Raw genomic sequence first — 16,373 nt, 5'->3', positions numbered from 1 at the left:
TTCTACTAACAGATCAAAGCGAATCCCTTTTTCACCTTCGTTCGTTTTCACCGGTTCACTCTCCCGGATCTTCAGCCGGACAATCCGAATGCCGAGCAAGTCCGATAAAAACGCAATCAGTATTTTGTTGGACAGTTGATCCTCTGAACCAAATGTGTAACGAAAGAGATCGTTACTCCGATAATCCAAGGCCGCTAAGACGGGATGCGTGGGAGCGAACACAAATCTGACTTTTTGAATTTCCTGTTTGGTTAAAGTTCTGAGCCGGTCGATTCTCTGCATAATAGGATACCTCCTATCATTAATATTGCGGAAAATCGAAAAAAGCCCCCTAAAATCATTAAAAAAACTAAAAAATACTTTTTTGAGTTAATTTTACGTTCTTATTATAACTCAGAAACGTTTTGATTTCAATTTAGCTTTCCTGTTTCTCAGCGACTTTTCTTACTCATAGAAATGAAAATAAAAAGGGCAGATCTGACTGCCGCTTTTCTGATATCGATCGTTGCAGAACCATCCATGGATACTTAATTCAAAACTCTGCTCATTATGATTTTTCTATTTTTTCTTACTTCGAAAAACGATCTTCTTGTTCCCGACTTTCAAAATCTTTCCGGATATCCTCAGCCCAGTTTTCGTCCAGTTCTTCAGATTCTTCATATAATTTCATCGCTCTTGCCAAAATTCCGAAGTTCTTTCGCATTCCTGGTTTATCCGCATGGAAATTCACAGCCCGGCTCGCCCCGATTCCCATACTGCCCGCAGTCTGCACCGCGTCGATATTCGCGCCCAGGAATAAAAATTCCCAATGATCCCGTTCTTTCTGCCGTTCGATCAACTGCTTCACCTGATCCAGAGAATATTCAACGCTGGAATTTTCCATACCGTCTGTCGTGATGATGAACAACGTCTTTCCCGGTCGGTTTTCCGCTTTCATCTTTTGATGCACCCGCGCGATATGCAATATTGAACGACCAACCGCATCCCATAACGCTGTGCTGCCCCCGACATAATATTCTTCTTCGCTCAGACTCCCGATGTCCTCAATCGGAACACGGTCCAAAATCACCTCGGTCTGATCATCAAATAAAACCAACGATACCCGCGCCGAGCTTGCTTCCCGCTTCTGTTTTTCAATCAAGCCGTTAAATCCGCCGATCGTGTCCTGTTCCAAACCCGCCATACTGCCGCTGCGATCCAAAATAAATACGATTTCCATTGTTTCCTTCATGATTTTCTTCATTGCCTTTGCCTCCTCTGTGCTTCCAGTTTAAACTGAAAGCCATCTGTGGAGGTCGCTTGGCAGGCGACAAAACAAATTAAAACGAGCGACCGCCCAAAAGCGGCTGATCAAAAGCGAACAACACCTCGTTGATCTGAAACAAATCATAAATTCCCTGACCAATGAAATATTCAACGATAATATCCAGCTTACTGGCATGGGTCAGGGCATAGCCGGCCCGGCCAATCAGAACCTTCAGTTCATCCAGATTCAGCTCCAGCGCAATTGCCAGCGCCAGCGCCGTCGTTTTACTCGGCCGGTAATCCTTCTGAATCCGAATCTTGGAAAACAATTTCCGGTTAAGATTCGCTCTTTTATAAACTTGCGGATCACTCATTCCTCTCTCGTCGATCATCCGCAGCAGCGATTCCGAAAACGATTCCTCATGTTGAGCGATCAACTGTTCAAACAAGCGCGGATCCACCGACCGCATTTTAGGTTCAGCATAAAATTTATCCGATGGAGCCTGAGCCTCTTCCTGCTCTTTAAAAAGACATGTTTCTTCCGCAGGAATATCTGTAAGTTCTTCGTTTTCTTCCAACTCTGCTTCAACGGGCGCGATGAAGTTCTTCACTTTCGCAAGAACATGACCTGTTTTTTCTCGCGGAAGCGCTTGAATGTAATGATCCTTAATATAACGACTGACAGCGTTGATTAACGAATCTGACAGCCGTAATCTGCGAACATCCTCTACAACCAGCGTCACCCATAATTCCTGTTCTGTCAGAAGTTCGCGTTCCCCCTGCACAAGTATGGATAACAGGTCATCTTCCGATATCCCGGGTAAACTGAACTTCGGCCACAAGATGGCGACCGACCCGCAATGTTCCCGGACCGCCGCCGTCAGCGCCTGCCGATAAGCTTGCGTCAATAACAACGCCGGATTAAATTCCCCGTCCCCGCCTTGCGGCAAGGATACCTCGATCAGGATGACTGCCTTTGGCGTGAAAGCAAATTCCAGCTCTTTAGCCATGAAACCCGGCGGCAAACTTCCGCGATGAAGCACCCGAACACCGGTACCGGTGCTTACAAAACGAACAACCGCGTCGGCGGTTACTTCGCACAAATTCTGCCTGACAATCTCAAAAGGCACGTTTACTCGCTTCCTCTCCCCGAGCGCAAGCTCTTTCCAACAACTCCGCCGATCAGCGCGATCACTGCATACGCCGGAGCGTAAATCCACGCGCTTTCATTAAAATATAGAAATATCGCAGGGATAAACAAGATTCCGGTCACGAGCGCAAAAACGATCGCCAAACCGGCTTTCCATGCGTGGAAAGCCGCGATGATCAACGTGATCAGCGGCAGGCCGGCCAACATCATAACCATCGCCATCCCCGTATTCCTGATCACTGCCGGCAGAATCCAAAAGTTAACTGCTATCAAAAATACATAAAGCAGATGAGGTTTTATCCGCATTGTTCTTCCTCGCTTTCTCTATTTAAAAATCCTGCGTAAGCGGCTAACAACTACGCATTGAGGCTTTTCCTACCCGGTTCCCTTCGACAGCCTGTCTTCACGATCCAGTTCTGCCTTATGCCGCGCTTTCATCCGCGCGATTTACCGGTTCCGGCAACAAGCCGGCGTCCCGCAGCACCGTTTCCAAAACATCCGCGCAGTTTTCCACCGTCGCCGCGCACCGGCGTTCCGGCTGAAACAGCCGCGGTTTAATTTCCTCACAACGCAGCGATCCCAGCCGCTGCCGCACTTGGCCGACAACGGTTTGCGTCAAGGGCTTTAACTCCGCGCAGTCATGGGCCTTGGTCTTCACGATCAGACAGCTCAGCGCGCACACTGCACCACTCAACGCTCCGCAGACGTCTCCTACCTGCAGGCCGCCGCCCAAACCCGCCATCAAATGACAGGCATTTTCATCTAAATTCAGATTCCACGCCGTATTCGCCCCATATACCAGACTTTCCGCACAATTATATCCCTGCCCATAATAGTGAAGCGCGTATTCTTTTAACATTGAATTTCCTCCCGTTTTCTTCTTTAATGATACCGGAGTTCTCCCGCTTTGGAAAGACTAATTCCCGGATCCCACCAGAGAACGCAGGAAACCGCTGCGGAAAACGACTTTCCGCTCAAAAAATGAGAAAAGGCTGCCGCAGCCGACAACCTTCTTTTCATTCTAAAATTTGAAGAAACTTAATGCTCTTCCAATACTGAAATTCGATCGTGATCAATCCGATCCATCGTCATCGAAGCTTAATACCTGAGATTTCCCGCTATGCTTTCCGCTCCTGCGGCAGCATCACGGAAAAATCGACGTGGCAATACCCCTGCGGATGACGCACGAGATAATCCTGATGTTCCTGTTCAGCATCATAAAAGCAGACTAAACGTTCGACTTCCGTTACGATCGGACGATCATAGTCTTTCTGCCGCTCGGCCACAAACTGCCGCGCGATTGCTTCGTCTTCCGCGCAAGCCGGATAAATCCCTGTGCGGTAGGACGTTCCCACATCGTTGCCCTGACAGTTCAGGGACGTTGGATCGATGATCCGAAACAGATGATCGAACAACTGCTCGAGCGTGATCTGATCAGTATCATAGACGATCCGCACGCATTCCGCGTGCCCGCTGATCTGCCGCTTCACCTGCACGTAATTTGGGTTTTCAAGACTTCCCTGAGCATATCCGACGCGTGTTTCCTCGACGCCCTTTAACCGTCGGTAATATTCCTGAACACCCCAGAAACATCCGCCGGCCACTACGATTTCTTTTTTCATCGCGGCTCCTTTTCACGCAGCGCTTCCGCTTTCCACTGACGGGAGCGCGCGATCAGCTTTTCGTAGACCGGAAGCATCCGCGCTTCACTGACCACCTTGGGCAAGTCCGCGATCGGAATCCAGGCAACAGCGCTGTTCTCATCCGCTTTGACCGTCAGCGTCTGATCCGTCGGTGCGATAAACAAATAGGTCACGTTCAAATGTTCGTGTTCCTTCACCGGCTTGCCCCGCTTGATATGGGCCGGCACCGGCAGGATATCCAATGCCAGGATGTCCTGCGAAAACGGCGCCAGCTCCGTAATTCCGCTTTCCTCTTTAGCTTCCCGCAGCGCGACCGCAAACAAATCCGGATCCCCATCCGCATGACCGCCAAGCCAGGAATAGGACTGATAAATATTATGGTAGGCCATCAGCACCTGATCCAGTGTCTCGTTCATCACCCAGGCCGAGGCGGAAACATGCGCTTCTTCATTCTCCCGGGTCAGGATATTTTCCAGATCCAGCATTTCCAGAAACCGTGCTTTATCGCTGCGTTCCTGTTCGTTGAAGGGAACGTAAGCGCGGATATCGTCACGCCATGTCTTGTTCCGCATGGGGATTCACCTCCGGATACCACGCGTCCACCGCTTCCAGCCATTCATGAAGCAGACTGTGGAACTGCCGGACTAAATCCGGATAGACTTCAGCCACATTGTGCTTCTCCGAAACATCCTGTTCCAGGTCAAACAGCCGGACGCTGTGATCTTCATAAAATTCGATGTATTTCCATTTTCCGCAGCGCAGCGCGGAGCCCGGGGTTCCGCCCTGATTGCCATAATGCGGATAATGCCAGAAGATCGGCCCGCGGTCAAACTTTGCCTGCGGATTCAACAGCACCGGAGCCAGGCTCACCCCGTCGCAATGCTGCTGAGGACGCAGCGGCAGACCGCACAGCTCCAGTAATGTCGGATAGAAATCCGGACTGGTCGTCAGCGCATGACTCAGACTTCCCGCCTCGATCTTCCCCGGCCAGCGCACAAATAACGGTTCCCGCACCGCGCCCTCGTACATCCATCCTTTGCCCTCCGATAACGGGAAGTTGCAGGTCGGCGAATGTTCCGCCGTTGCCAGTCCGCCGTTATCCGAAGTGAAAATCACGATTGTGTCCTCGTCCAGCCCTTCCGCTTTCAACGTCGCCATCAGCTGGCCGACGCTGTCGTCCAGCGCCTTGATCATCGCGGCATACACCGGATCCGACTGAACAATCCGGCGGGTGATCCGCTTATCCTTTTTCTGCAGGATCGGAAACGGATCGCCGATCTCAAACGGATCCTGCTGATCCAGTCCCATCCGCTTCGCTTTTTCTTCAAAATAGGCGATATCTTCCGCCTTGGCCTGCAGCGGCGTATGCACCGCGTAGTGCCAGAGGTTCAGGAAAAATGGACGCTGAGGGTCGCGGCTGCGGATCAGTGCGGCCGCTTCCGCGCCGATCCGGTCGGTCAGGTATTCCCCTTCCGGTCCATCGCTGAGGTTTTCCATGTGATACGGACTGAAATACCCTTTCTTCGGATGGCCCCACCAGCTGCCCCCGAGGTTGACATCAAAGCCGTGATGCTCCGGATACGTCGCTTCTTTTCCCAGATGCCATTTTCCGACATGCCAGGTCTGATAACCGGCTTCCTGAAACGCTTTCGCCATCGAGAACTCGCTGACCGACAGCTCCTTGATATATGGCGCGTCGATCAACTTGCCGCGGCAAGGATGATAGTTCTCATGATCGATCCAATCCGTCACCTTTAAGCGGGCCGGATATTTGCCGGACAGAATACTGGCGCGGCTGGGCGAACAGACCGGACAGGCGGCGTAGGCTTGATCGAAAGCCATGCCTTCCCTGCGCAGCTGGTCGATGTGCGGCGTTTCATAAAACGAACTTCCCTGACAGCTTAAATCCATCCATCCCAAATCGTCGATCAAGATCATAATGACATTCGGCTGCATGTTCATCACTCCTTTTCCTTTATATAACGAAGGCCGGTTTCAAGCGGGTTTTCAGTACGGCCTTCCATGCGCTTTAAGACAACCTTCCCCGGCTACTTTCCTTCGGTTCCGATCCGTTCCCGGCTCTCCCATCCGTGAATCTGTTCAACCGGCTCCCGGCTAAAATAGAATCCGCAGCCGCTGCAGATAGGCCAGATCCCGGTACCGGGCAATCTGAACCTGCTTTTGGCTTTGGAACACTTCGATTTCGGTCTCCTGATCGAGGTTGAAGCAGAGGTGATCGTAGCACAGAAACGCACCCTCGAAGCTGGCGGACCGCAGTTGAATCACCGATTCCGGCCGCAGGATCAGCGGCGACGCCAATGAACGGTAAGCGCGGTGATGGATGCCGGTAATTTCGCTCAGCTGCAATAATGGCAGACCACTTTCGATCACCGCTCCGCCTAAGGAGCGGTTATACGCGGTAGAGCCGATCTGCGTGCACAGGCACAAGCCGGTTCCGCGGAAGGTTTCAAAGAAAGATCCGTTGATATCAATATCCATCAGCTGCGTTTTCGTCACGTTTTCTATCCGCATTTCGTTTAACGCGTAAATCGTCTTTTCCTGTCCCCCGCCGCGTGCCGTGACCTGAAGCAAGCGCGCGCTTTCGCACTGGGGACTGCGGTGCGTGACGTCCTGGACGCACAGATCCATTTCATCACAGCGGTAATCGCAGAAGAAGCCGAGCGTTCCGCTGTGGATTCCGACAAACTTCACATTTTCCAGCTGATCCAGATATTCGTGCACGGCATACAGAAACGTCCCGTCCCCGCCGATCGCAAAAACCAGGTCCGGCTGCCGTTCATCTTCCGTCCAGCCTGCCTCGCCGAGCTTGCCGGCCAGCTCGTCTTTCAGCTGCCGCGACGTTTCATCCGGCCGGTGGACGACCGCAAACTTTTGTTTCATATTCTTTCTCGCTTTCTTCACTGTTTCTTTTAAGGACCGCAGGAGTTTTCCTTCGTCCGGCGGTCTGGCGCACTCCCTTTAAAGCGGGTTTATCCCCTTCTGATTTTCTTCTGTCGTTTCTTCTTCAATTTTGTTTCCGCACAATGAGCGGATCTCTGCCCGATTCCTTTCCGCCCGTCCGGCAAGCGGAAGATCAGCGGCAGAAGCGTAAAACCAGGATCGCTCCGAACCCTTTATCTTTCTGTGCTAAAACTGTGCGATGCCAGCAGCGCGGGAATTTCACACAGCTGACCACAATGCCAAAATAGAGCGGATTTATCGGAACTGTGCACTAACAACGGCTGCAAGCCCGCCTGAAGAGCGCCCTGGCCATCCGCGATTGGATTGTCGCCGATCATCACCGCTGCCGCTGGATTTCCCAGCGTTTCCAATGCCAGCGCAAACGCCCGGGGATGGGGCTTTTCCACCGCCGTCTGCGCGGAACCCAGTACGGCTTCAAAGGCATCCGTCAAGCCCAGGTCACGGACAATCTGCGGCAGCTCCGGCACATGGTTGGACAGAATAATCATGCGGTAGCCTTCGCTTTTCAGGCGATCCAGCGTCGCTTGGGTATCCGGGAACAGATGATAGGAACGGCTGTCGGCCTGGACATGATGGACCTGGCGGGCGATCCGACACGCTTGATCTTCATTGAAGCCCAGCGCAAGCGCCACCCGCATCAGGTACGCCTCCAAAAAGGTCCACCAGGCTTGCGGATCCGTTAGTTCCGGGTGAAGCTTTTCCGGTTCGTCCCAGGGAAATCCGCTGCTCATCAGCGGCCGGACGTCCTTCAATGTCAAACTATGCCCCGGGACCAGCTCATCCATCGCCGCGAGCATCGCGCCGGACCATTTGCCTTCCTGATAAGCCAGGGTTCCATCAAAATCCCAGATTAATGCCGGTCGTTGATTCATGCGCTTCTCCTTTACGCCGCAAAGCTTTCTCCCTCGCGGTTTTCCTTTTCTTTTCTGCTTCCTTATTATATCATACAGAGAAGAGGTGAACTTTCCAATGAATGAAAATCTTGAAATCGAATATAAAATGTTGGTCAGCGAACAGGAGTTTAACCAGCTGCGCGATCTGACTGGCGTCGATCAGGTTCTCGTGCAGTCCAACGTGTATTACGACTGCACGCCCAGCTCGACATTAAAGCACATCGCAATGCGGATCCGCGACGTCCAGGGAAAACACTGGTTCACAATGAAGATTCCTCAGGCCGAGGGCGTGCGGGAAATGGAGATGGAGCTGCCGGAAAACAGTCCGGAAGCGTTGGATAATCCGGAAATCCGGGCTTTATTTGACGAACTGGGACTCACGCTGCCCGTTCATGTCTGCGGTCAAATGATCACACACCGGCATCTGCGTGTTTATCCGCTGGGCGAGTTATGCCTGGATCACAGCCTGATCAACGGCCGCAGCGATTATGAAATCGAATTTGAGATCACCGGCGATCCGCAGGCGGGAAAAGCGTTTTTCTTGGATTTGTTAAACCAGGCCGGCCTGACCTATCGGGAAAACAAGCGGTCAAAATACGCACGCTGCGTTCTGGATCAATAATTCGTCTGTTTTCTTCTTTTTTCGGCATTTTTAACAAAGTGGAAAAGAAAACCAGGAAAACCCTGATATAATGGGATGGAGGTGATTTTCTTTGATCAAAATCTTATTCTCCGATCTGGACGGTACCTTATTGTATATCCCGCCGGTACTGACCAGCGGCGTCAGCGAGGAAAACCGCGCGGCGATCCGCCGGCTCCAGGATCATGGCGTGCGGTTTGCGATTGCGACCGGCCGGTCTGTGAATTTTCTGCCGCTTCATTTCGGCTCCGACCTGGTGTTCGACACCGTCGGCATCTGCGGCGCTTCCATCCGGCTCAACGGCCGCTTCATCTACCAGACAGATTTCGACCACGATGAAATCGACGCGCTTCTGGAGGTTTTCTCCGACAGCGCTTATGAGCATCGTTTTCTGGTCGTCACACAGGACAACGACTACATCTTTGAGGATCCGTTCGGGGAACAGGCGATGGAATATAAGCTGAATCCCAAGCACCGGATCCGCGACTGCCGGCAGGTGCTGGACGAGTCCATTTCCGAATACATCCGGGATCCGCACCACACGCACATCACGGCCTGTTTCTGCCACTTCCAGCAGGAAGAAGGCGTCGACTATTATAAGGATATGTTAAAGCGGAAATTCTTCGGACGGTATCAGATCATCCAGACCAGTCCGTATTCAATCGTCATCCTGAAAGACGGGGCGAACAAAGGAACCGGCATCGCCAAGATCGCCGCGCTGACCGGCGTCAGTCTCGATGAAATTGCGGTCGTCGGGGATTCGGAAAACGACTTTGAAATGTTCGCGATGATCCCGCACAGCTATTGTATGAGTCATGTCCGGCCGGATATCCAGGCGAAGGCGAAAACGATCGTCGACTCAGTGGCCGAGTGCATCGATTTGATTTTAAAGGAAAATGAACAGGAACGGCTGGAAAATCTGAATCTTCTGTAAAAATCAGGCTTTATGACAAGGCTTCGCCAAACTGCGGAAAATGGAAAACATTGTGTTCCCGAAGTTTCACGATTTCAATCCGGTCGTATTTTCGTTCCGGTTATATCCGCTTTTCCGCTGAGAATTTATCCCTTTCTCAACAATTGACCAGAAATTAAAACGTTGATCCGCGCTTTCCGCTTCGGCTTCTGCCCGGGCGGTTGAGAATCAACGTTTTTTTATTTTTCTTTATGCCGGCTGATAACTGATTTGCAGCATCGTCTGATCCAGCGACCGGCCTGGTCCGCAGGTGATCGGCAGTTTTTCCTCAGCGCTGAAGCCGATTGTTTCCCCATCGTTCAGCGTCACGTCCTGGTCGAGGACATAGCTGGCGAGGGCATAGAGGAAATCGTGCAGCTGCTGCGGTGAAGCGGCGCTGTCCAGCACCTCCATCTCCCGTTTTCCAAAAGCCTGAAGCCCATAGGTGTACGCGCACATCCCCGCTTCGCTGCGGTACAGTCCGAGATACACCCAATCGTAGATCGGCAGTTCACCCTCGTTCATTTGTTCCGCAACTTCCCGGTACAGCTCCGGTTCGTACACCGTACCGGTCGTATAGACCCCCAGAACGCCGGCCTGCCGGCAGCAGCTGGCCGCCAGCTTTGTATAGAGCGATGCCTGACTCAGTGCTGTCTGATCCCGGCCTAACACCGCCACCAGCAAATGCGCCTGATGGAGCTTCGTCCTCTCGACGGCCTGCGGCCACAGGTAATTGTTCTCTGCGTTGCGTTCCGCTTCCTGATCGGGAACCGGCGCGCCCATCAGGCTGACGGCCACGGTCATCCCGTCAACTTCGGCCACCAGCGGCTGATCTGGATCGTCCGGCAGCTCACGGATCTCAATCTGCCATGTCTCGCGTAAATCTTCCGCCAACTTCCGCGGATCCCAGCGGGCTTCCCGCAGCAGCACAAAGCCGGCGAACGGACCGATCCCGGCCGCTTCTTCCTGCTTCGCCGCTTCCCGCATGCAGTAAGCGCGGACCTGTTCAACCAGCGCAATCGCCTGATCGACGGCGTTGGCTTCCTGATAAACTTCCATTTCGCTGAACACATGCCCGCAATGATCGAGCGCGTCCTTTTCATAACCACCCGCGACGCCTAACAGCCAGTCGGGATGATTCCGGGTTGGTTTGTAGCGAAAGATATAATAATGCAGATCATGCAGATCAAATTCCTGTGTTTGTTCCAAACATTCAGGCATGCTGCCCAGTTCGTGTTCGTCAGCCAGCCATTCCGCCATCGCTCTGCGTGCCGCTTCCGCTTGGTTCATGCGTCATTCCTCCTGGGCCGGGGTTTTCCGGTCTGTTTTTGTTTTCTGTTTTCTGTTTTCTGTTTTCTGTTTTCTGTTTTCTGTTTTCAGGATAACCGATCGGTCGGATTTCGACAAGCAAATTTGTTTAAATGAAAGCTAGATCTGAAATTCGAAAAGCGCTGCCTTTTCAAGGCTTCCGCAGCGATGCCAAGGCGATCCATCGGCGGCCTGCGATAATTTAGTCCTTTTCTGGATCGTTTGCGAAACCTGCTTTATAAGGTCAGCGTCAGCGCGTCATAAGCTTCGTCCAACGCCCAGACGCTCACACTGCCCCCGCCGACCGGGAACGTGCCGCAGCCGTTTTCATCCAGCTGAATGATTTCCGTCTGATTCATCAGCACATCCCGCATCGTCTTGCCGGCCAGCGTTCTGCCCAGCTCCATCGTCTTGGTTCCGCCCGGCGCATCGCTCAGGATCACCGCCAGACCGGAATGCGGATGTTGATCGTCCCCGGACAGCGTCCAGCCGATAAGATTAGCATCATCAAAGTAATCGCGCTGATCGCCGTAGGCATAATCCCGGCGGGCCCGGATCATTCGTTCTAAGCCCATCACCGGCGCAATGCGGTCATGCGGAATTCCGGCTAAATCGCCGTAAAAGACGCACGGAATGCCCTCTTTCCGCAACAGGATCAGCGCGTAGGCCAGCGGCTTAAACCAGGCCGGCACCCATGACGCCAGCGCTTGAGAGGGTTGGGTATCATGATTATCGACGAACGTAACGGCAGCGTCCGGTTCGGTCTGAACTAAAGTGTTGTTCAGGATCTGAGCCATATCAAACTGAGCGTTGCTGGTGGCAGCTTTGACAAACTGGTAATGCAGCGGCACGTCGAACAGCCGCATGCAATGACCGCAGGCGTCCAGATAATGCCGCAGCTTATCCAATTCCCAGCTCCAATATTCGCCCACCGCCGGCAATTCCCTGCCGCTGTCTCGGCGCAATGCGTCCAGCCAGTGCGTGAAGAACGTAAAATCCATGTGCTTCACAGCATCCAGCCGGAACCCGTCCATTTTCACGGTGTCATAATACCAGCGGCCCCAGCGGTCCAGCTCGGCGATCACCTCCGGATTGGACAGATCAAGATCCGCCCCCATCAGATAATCATAGTTGCCGTTCTCCCCGTCGGTTTCCTGATCCCATTGTTTCCCGACAAAGCGGAAGATCCCGCTGTACTTCCAATCGCTGTCCCAGTCCGTGCCGTCAAAATGGCTCCAGTTCCAGGTGAAATCGGAATACTTTCCTTTTCGTCCCGGAAATGTGAACTTCGTCCAGGCCTGGATCGGACGGGGATCCGCAACAGCCTGATTCCGGTTATCCCCGGCGTCCTGCACCGCCAGCACTTCCTCCTGCGCGTCCGCGCCCAGCCGGTGGTTCAGCACGATATCGGCCATCACTTCGATTCCAGCCTGATGCAGCGCTGCGACAGCTTCAAGATACTCCGCGCGTGTTCCATATTTCGTCGCGACAGTGCCCTTCTGATCAAATTCTCCCAGATCGTATGTATCATACACGCCGTAGCCGACGTCGCTTTTTCCGCCTGTGCCTTTATAGGCCGGCGGCAGCCAGACGCCGCTGATTCCCAGCGCGGCCCAGCTTTCCGCCATCGCGGCGCACCGCTTCCAATGCTGCTGATCCTCGGGCAAATACCACTCGAAGGCCTGCAGCAACGTTTTATTTTCCAAGTCAACCGCCTTCTTTCTGTGATTCAATACGCTTACTGTACCACAAATCAATCTGACGAAAGTTGAATTTAAAGAATTGTAAGAAAAAAGAAAAACTCTCCTCGAAGGAGAGCTTCCGGCCAAGTTTGTTTATTCCGCTTCCAGCTGGGAAGTGCAGTGCGGGCAGCGGGTGGCGTGCAGATCGATCTCGGTCTTGCAGAAAGGACAGACCTTGGTCGTCTTCGGCTGCGGCGCTGGTTCTTCCTTGGCGCGCAGCTTGTTCATCCAGCGGATGACCAGGAAGATGACAAACGCGGTTAACAGGAAATTGATCAGCCCGGTGATGAAGCTGCCGTAAGCGATCGTGGAAGTATGCGCCTGCGCTTCCGCCAGCGTCGGGTAATGCTGGCCGTCCAGCGCAATGAACATATTGGTGAAATCCAGCCGGCCGGTAAACAGACTGATCACCGGCATGATGATATCGTTGACCATCGACGTGACTAACGCATTGAAGCCGCCGCCGATGATTACGCCGACTGCCAGATCGATCATGTTGCCTTTCAGCGCAAATTTCTTAAATTCTTTGAGCATTTTTTCACTCCTATTCTGTGCGTTCCATTATAGTGAACCCCCGGCGGAAAATCAATTCTTTCCACCGGATTTTCTTACCTCACGGCGAAGCGGGAAGCGGACACGGCATTGCGGGAGATCATGATCTATAATGTTTGACAGTTCAATACTAAAACTAATAAACCAAAAAATTAATCTTCACTTAATCCTTGATAATTCTTTCTCATGATAAAATACCCACGAGATCAGCGGAGTGTTTCTCGTCCGCGGATCAGGAAAGGGAGGAAATAATGATGAAAAGCAGTAAAAAGCTGACGGCGCTTCTGCTTGCGGGCCTGATGATGACCACCGCGGCCTGCGGGACGAAGAACGAACCGGCCCAGGGAAGCGGTAGTTCAAAAGGCGAAGCGACGATCACAAAAACAGCCAAAGGTTTCGGCGGCGACGTCACCGTCACCGTGAACTTTGACAAAGACGGCAAGCTGACCAGCGTGGAGGCGGCCGGCGATGAGGAAACACCGACGATCGGCGGTCAGGCGATTCAGGAACTGCCGGCGAAAATCGTTGACGCAGGCAGCACAGACGTGGACGGCGTCGCAGGCGCAACCATCACTTCCACTGCAATTAAAACCGCGGTGCAGGAAGCGATCGACGAATACAACGGCACAAGCGCGGAAATCCCGGCCGCCAAGATGAAGGCCGGCACCTACACCGTCACAGCCAGCGGTTTCTCCTTGTTGAAGGAAATGGAAGTCGCGGTCACAGTCAGCGAAGACAAGATTGAAAACATTGAAGTGCTGGACAACGGCGACACCTACCCGTTCTTGGAAGCGGCAAAGGAAAAACTGATTCCGCGGATTCTGGAAAATCAGTCGGTCACCGTCGATTCGATCACCGGCTGCACCGGTTCCAGCACGGGCATCAAGCAGGCTACGGAAAAAGCCGTTGCCCAGGCGTTGGCCGAAGGGGGTTCTGAAGCGGCGGCGATCAAGAATTTCTATAAGACGCCGGCCAAATCCACAGAGCAGGAAACGATCGACGTTGACGTCTTAGTCGTCGGCCTGGGCGGCTCCGGCACAGCCGCAGCGATGAGTGCGGCTGAAACTCAGTACGCAGCCAACGGCAACGATGCCTCCAAGGTCAGCGTTCTGGCGATTGACAAAGCCGGCAAATACGGCGGCACCTCCTGCATCACCGCGGACACGATGGGCATCAACGCCCCGGAATACGACAAGACCTACCACGGCGGCAAGGATTATGTCGACGCTGAAGCGATGAAGGAAGACTGGAACAACTTCACCAAGGGCGACGCGAAGCAGGATCTTCTGGATCTGTTCTTCGGCGAATCCGGCAAGACGGTCGACTGGCTGATCAGCCATGGCTTTGATTACGGCAAGGGTTCCCCGGAAGGCGAAGGCTATCAATACGGCGGACCGCAGCGCGGTTTCACCGACGAGGATATCTGGTACGTCAAATTCCAGTATACCGGCCAGGGTTACGGCAACTGGAAGAAAGAAACCGGCGAAATGTTTGACAGCATGATCGCCGACTATGAAAAGGCCGGCGGTCAGTATCTGCTGGAAGTCGAAGCTAAAGAATTGATTTATGACAAGGACACCAACACGGTGACCGGTGTTAAGGCAGAACGTTACGATGGCAAGCAGTACACCATCAATGCCAAGAAAGTCATCATCGGCACAGGTGGCTTCTCCAACAACGCCGCGCTGCAGGAGAAATACCTGTCTAACCAGTATTATCCACTGCAGGGCAGCTGGCTGATGTACGGCATGCAGCAGAACGACGGCACGATGATCAGCTCCGCGCTGGATCTGGGCGCCGGCACCTACAATATCGGAATGCCGCCGATGGTTCACTTACAGGGCGCGCCGATCACGCTGCACGAATATCCGGTTGAAGTCGTCGGCGATGAAAACGACGTTGGCTTCTGGACACAGCTGCCGCGCCGCAACTCGCTCAACGATTTCCCGAATGCGCTGGCCAGCGCTGCTTACGCATTACAGGTCAACATGAAGGGCGAACGCTTCTCCAACGAAGCCGGCACCTTCCAGACCTGGAAATCCGGTCCGCGCTACTACACAATCTGGTCCGACGATTTCTTCCGCGACGTTGAGAAGAATGGTCTGCCGGTCAGCTTCAACGACGATCTGACCTGCCAGGGCGGTATCGACGCAGGCAAACCGCTGCCGGTGGACGAGCTGATCGACCTGTGCGTGAAAAAAGGCATCGCTGTTAAAGCGGATACGCTGGAAGATCTGGCAAAGCAGCTGAACCTCGACCCGGCGGTCTTGAAAGACAATGTCGACCGCTACAATGCTGCGGTGGAAGCAGGCAAGGATGAAGAATTCGGCAAGGCCGCGGACTTCTTAACGATGAAGATCAGCGAAGAAGGTCCATATTACGCCTTCGTCGGCGCTTCCTACATTTACTCCACGGTCGGCGGCTTGGACGTCAACACCGACATGCAGGTCTTAGGCTCCGACAATGCGACACCGATCAACGGTCTGTACGCGGTCGGCACGGATTCCCTGGGCGTCCTGTTCTCAGAACAGCGTGAGTACGTCACCTACGGCGGCGCGGCTCAGGGTTGGGCTTATACGTCCGGACGGCTGGCCGGCATCAGCGCGGTCAACAGCCTGAGCGAATAAGCGTCCAACTACAGTATATCAACACCAAGGATTCAAGAAGGTCTGTCCACTGCGGCAGACCTTTGTTTTATTTCAAGATTCTTCTGATCCACCGGCTTATCCTGTGAAAACACCCCCTGACCGGCAACGGTTAACCCCCTTTTCTTACCGGAGTCAAAGTAGAGAATATACGCTTCCGGATGCGCTGCGACGCAGCTGAACCGGCTTTCTGTCAGCACACCTTCCCTCTGCAGCCAGGAAAAACCTGAATTTCCCGGTTTACTTTCCTGCATTCCTCTCGCATAATGGAAGAAGAACTGAGCGAAGCGGATTTGTTCTACTATGGAACGATCTGTCACAAGCCTGCGGATGATCCGGCAATCGGCCGTCAGCCGCAGAATCATGGAGGGGAAATCATGGCATTCTGGACACCCTGGCGCGGCTGTCACCGCCAAAGCGAAGGCTGTCGCTATTGTTATATCCACAAAGGCAACGCCCGCCGCGGCGTCGATACGGATAAAATCGTGCGCAGCGAGCGTTTTAACGCACCGCTGGAAAAGAAAGCCAACGACGAATGGAAGATGAAAAGCGGGCAGATCGTCTATGTCTGCTTCACCTCCGACTTCTTTGTCGAAGACGCTGATCCATGGCGCGCGGAGG

Annotated in this window: 18 protein-coding genes; 4 read left to right on the top strand and 14 right to left on the bottom strand. The window is 53.3% G+C overall.

The genetic code is table 11. From position 1 onward, the window contains the following. From HOLDEFILI_RS20105 to HOLDEFILI_RS12290, 10 genes are all read right to left on the bottom strand, one after another. Positions 1-282 (bottom strand): hypothetical protein (locus tag HOLDEFILI_RS20105; RefSeq protein ID WP_006060064.1); only part of this gene is annotated, 282 nt, incomplete at its 3' end. Positions 283-568: 286 nt separating this feature from the next. After that, a complete protein-coding gene (locus HOLDEFILI_RS12330; RefSeq protein WP_006060063.1) occupies positions 569-1,243 on the bottom strand; it encodes a vWA domain-containing protein in 675 nt (224 codons plus the stop codon). A 76-nt stretch (positions 1,244-1,319) separates the two neighbouring features. Then, positions 1,320-2,375, bottom strand: coding sequence for a hypothetical protein (locus HOLDEFILI_RS12325; RefSeq protein WP_050766981.1), 1,056 nt, complete (start codon positions 2,373-2,375; stop codon positions 1,320-1,322). A gap of 2 nt (positions 2,376-2,377) precedes the next feature. Then, entirely contained in the window at positions 2,378-2,617 is a 240-nt protein-coding gene (locus HOLDEFILI_RS12320) for a hypothetical protein (protein WP_156788937.1), read from the bottom strand. Positions 2,618-2,816: 199 nt separating this feature from the next. Further along, positions 2,817-3,254: a C-GCAxxG-C-C family (seleno)protein gene (locus tag HOLDEFILI_RS12315; protein ID WP_006060060.1), complete on the bottom strand. Its 438-nt coding sequence runs from the start codon at positions 3,252-3,254 to the stop codon at positions 2,817-2,819. Between the two features lie 259 nt (positions 3,255-3,513). Then, entirely contained in the window at positions 3,514-4,017 is a 504-nt protein-coding gene (gene msrA / locus HOLDEFILI_RS12310) for a peptide-methionine (S)-S-oxide reductase MsrA (RefSeq protein WP_006060058.1), read from the bottom strand. Further along, positions 4,014-4,610 (bottom strand): NUDIX hydrolase, encoded by a 597-nt coding sequence (locus HOLDEFILI_RS12305; RefSeq protein ID WP_006060057.1) that lies wholly within the window; start codon positions 4,608-4,610, stop codon positions 4,014-4,016. Before HOLDEFILI_RS12305 ends, msrA begins: the two co-directional genes overlap by 4 nt. Next, complete coding sequence (locus HOLDEFILI_RS12300; protein ID WP_208854972.1) at positions 4,588-5,994, bottom strand: sulfatase; 1,407 nt, start codon at positions 5,992-5,994, stop codon at positions 4,588-4,590. Before HOLDEFILI_RS12300 ends, HOLDEFILI_RS12305 begins: the two co-directional genes overlap by 23 nt. Positions 5,995-6,153: 159 nt before the next feature. Continuing rightward, positions 6,154-6,939, bottom strand: a complete 786-nt coding sequence (locus HOLDEFILI_RS12295; RefSeq protein WP_039864937.1) for an NAD kinase — start codon at positions 6,937-6,939, stop codon at positions 6,154-6,156. A gap of 233 nt (positions 6,940-7,172) precedes the next feature. Continuing rightward, entirely contained in the window at positions 7,173-7,892 is a 720-nt protein-coding gene (locus HOLDEFILI_RS12290) for an HAD family hydrolase (RefSeq protein WP_006060052.1), read from the bottom strand. A 97-nt stretch (positions 7,893-7,989) separates the two neighbouring features. Between HOLDEFILI_RS12290 and HOLDEFILI_RS12285 the strand changes: the two genes are divergently transcribed. Both HOLDEFILI_RS12285 and HOLDEFILI_RS12280 read left to right on the top strand, forming a co-directional pair. Continuing rightward, a complete protein-coding gene (locus HOLDEFILI_RS12285) occupies positions 7,990-8,535 on the top strand; it encodes a CYTH domain-containing protein (RefSeq protein WP_039864934.1) in 546 nt (181 codons plus the stop codon). Positions 8,536-8,626: 91 nt separating this feature from the next. Further along, positions 8,627-9,487, top strand: a complete 861-nt coding sequence (locus HOLDEFILI_RS12280; RefSeq protein ID WP_006060051.1) for an HAD-IIB family hydrolase — start codon at positions 8,627-8,629, stop codon at positions 9,485-9,487. A 228-nt stretch (positions 9,488-9,715) separates the two neighbouring features. Here the strand turns inward: HOLDEFILI_RS12280 and HOLDEFILI_RS12275 are convergent, their stop codons facing one another. From HOLDEFILI_RS12275 to mscL, 3 genes are all read right to left on the bottom strand, one after another. Further along, the gene (locus tag HOLDEFILI_RS12275) at positions 9,716-10,795 is read right to left on the bottom strand and encodes a DUF4261 domain-containing protein (RefSeq protein ID WP_006060049.1); all 1,080 of its coding nucleotides are present in this window, start codon (positions 10,793-10,795) and stop codon (positions 9,716-9,718) included. Positions 10,796-11,049: 254 nt separating this feature from the next. Further along, on the bottom strand, positions 11,050-12,519 hold the full coding sequence (locus tag HOLDEFILI_RS12270; protein WP_039864932.1) for an alpha-amylase: 1,470 nt from the start codon (positions 12,517-12,519) through the stop codon (positions 11,050-11,052). Positions 12,520-12,648: 129 nt separating this feature from the next. Beyond that, positions 12,649-13,089, bottom strand: coding sequence for a large conductance mechanosensitive channel protein MscL (mscL, locus tag HOLDEFILI_RS12265; RefSeq protein WP_006060047.1), 441 nt, complete (start codon positions 13,087-13,089; stop codon positions 12,649-12,651). Positions 13,090-13,361: 272 nt separating this feature from the next. Between mscL and HOLDEFILI_RS12260 the strand changes: the two genes are divergently transcribed. Beyond that, positions 13,362-15,734, top strand: a complete 2,373-nt coding sequence (locus HOLDEFILI_RS12260; RefSeq protein ID WP_039864931.1) for an FMN-binding protein — start codon at positions 13,362-13,364, stop codon at positions 15,732-15,734. A gap of 32 nt (positions 15,735-15,766) precedes the next feature. On the opposite strand, the gene HOLDEFILI_RS12255 is transcribed toward HOLDEFILI_RS12260, so the two are convergent. Then, positions 15,767-16,006 (bottom strand): hypothetical protein, encoded by a 240-nt coding sequence (locus tag HOLDEFILI_RS12255; RefSeq protein ID WP_039864930.1) that lies wholly within the window; start codon positions 16,004-16,006, stop codon positions 15,767-15,769. A 12-nt stretch (positions 16,007-16,018) separates the two neighbouring features. Here HOLDEFILI_RS12255 and HOLDEFILI_RS12250 point away from each other — a divergent pair. After that, positions 16,019-16,373, top strand: a 355-nt coding sequence (locus tag HOLDEFILI_RS12250; protein ID WP_244264328.1) for a DUF5131 family protein, incomplete at its 3' end; no start/stop codon positions are given.

The sequence above is a fragment of the Holdemania filiformis DSM 12042 genome (assembly GCF_000157995.1).
In the GTDB taxonomy this organism is placed as follows: domain Bacteria; phylum Bacillota_I; class Bacilli_A; order Erysipelotrichales; family Erysipelotrichaceae; genus Holdemania; species Holdemania filiformis.
This window is presented reverse-complemented; position numbering and strand designations above follow the sequence as displayed.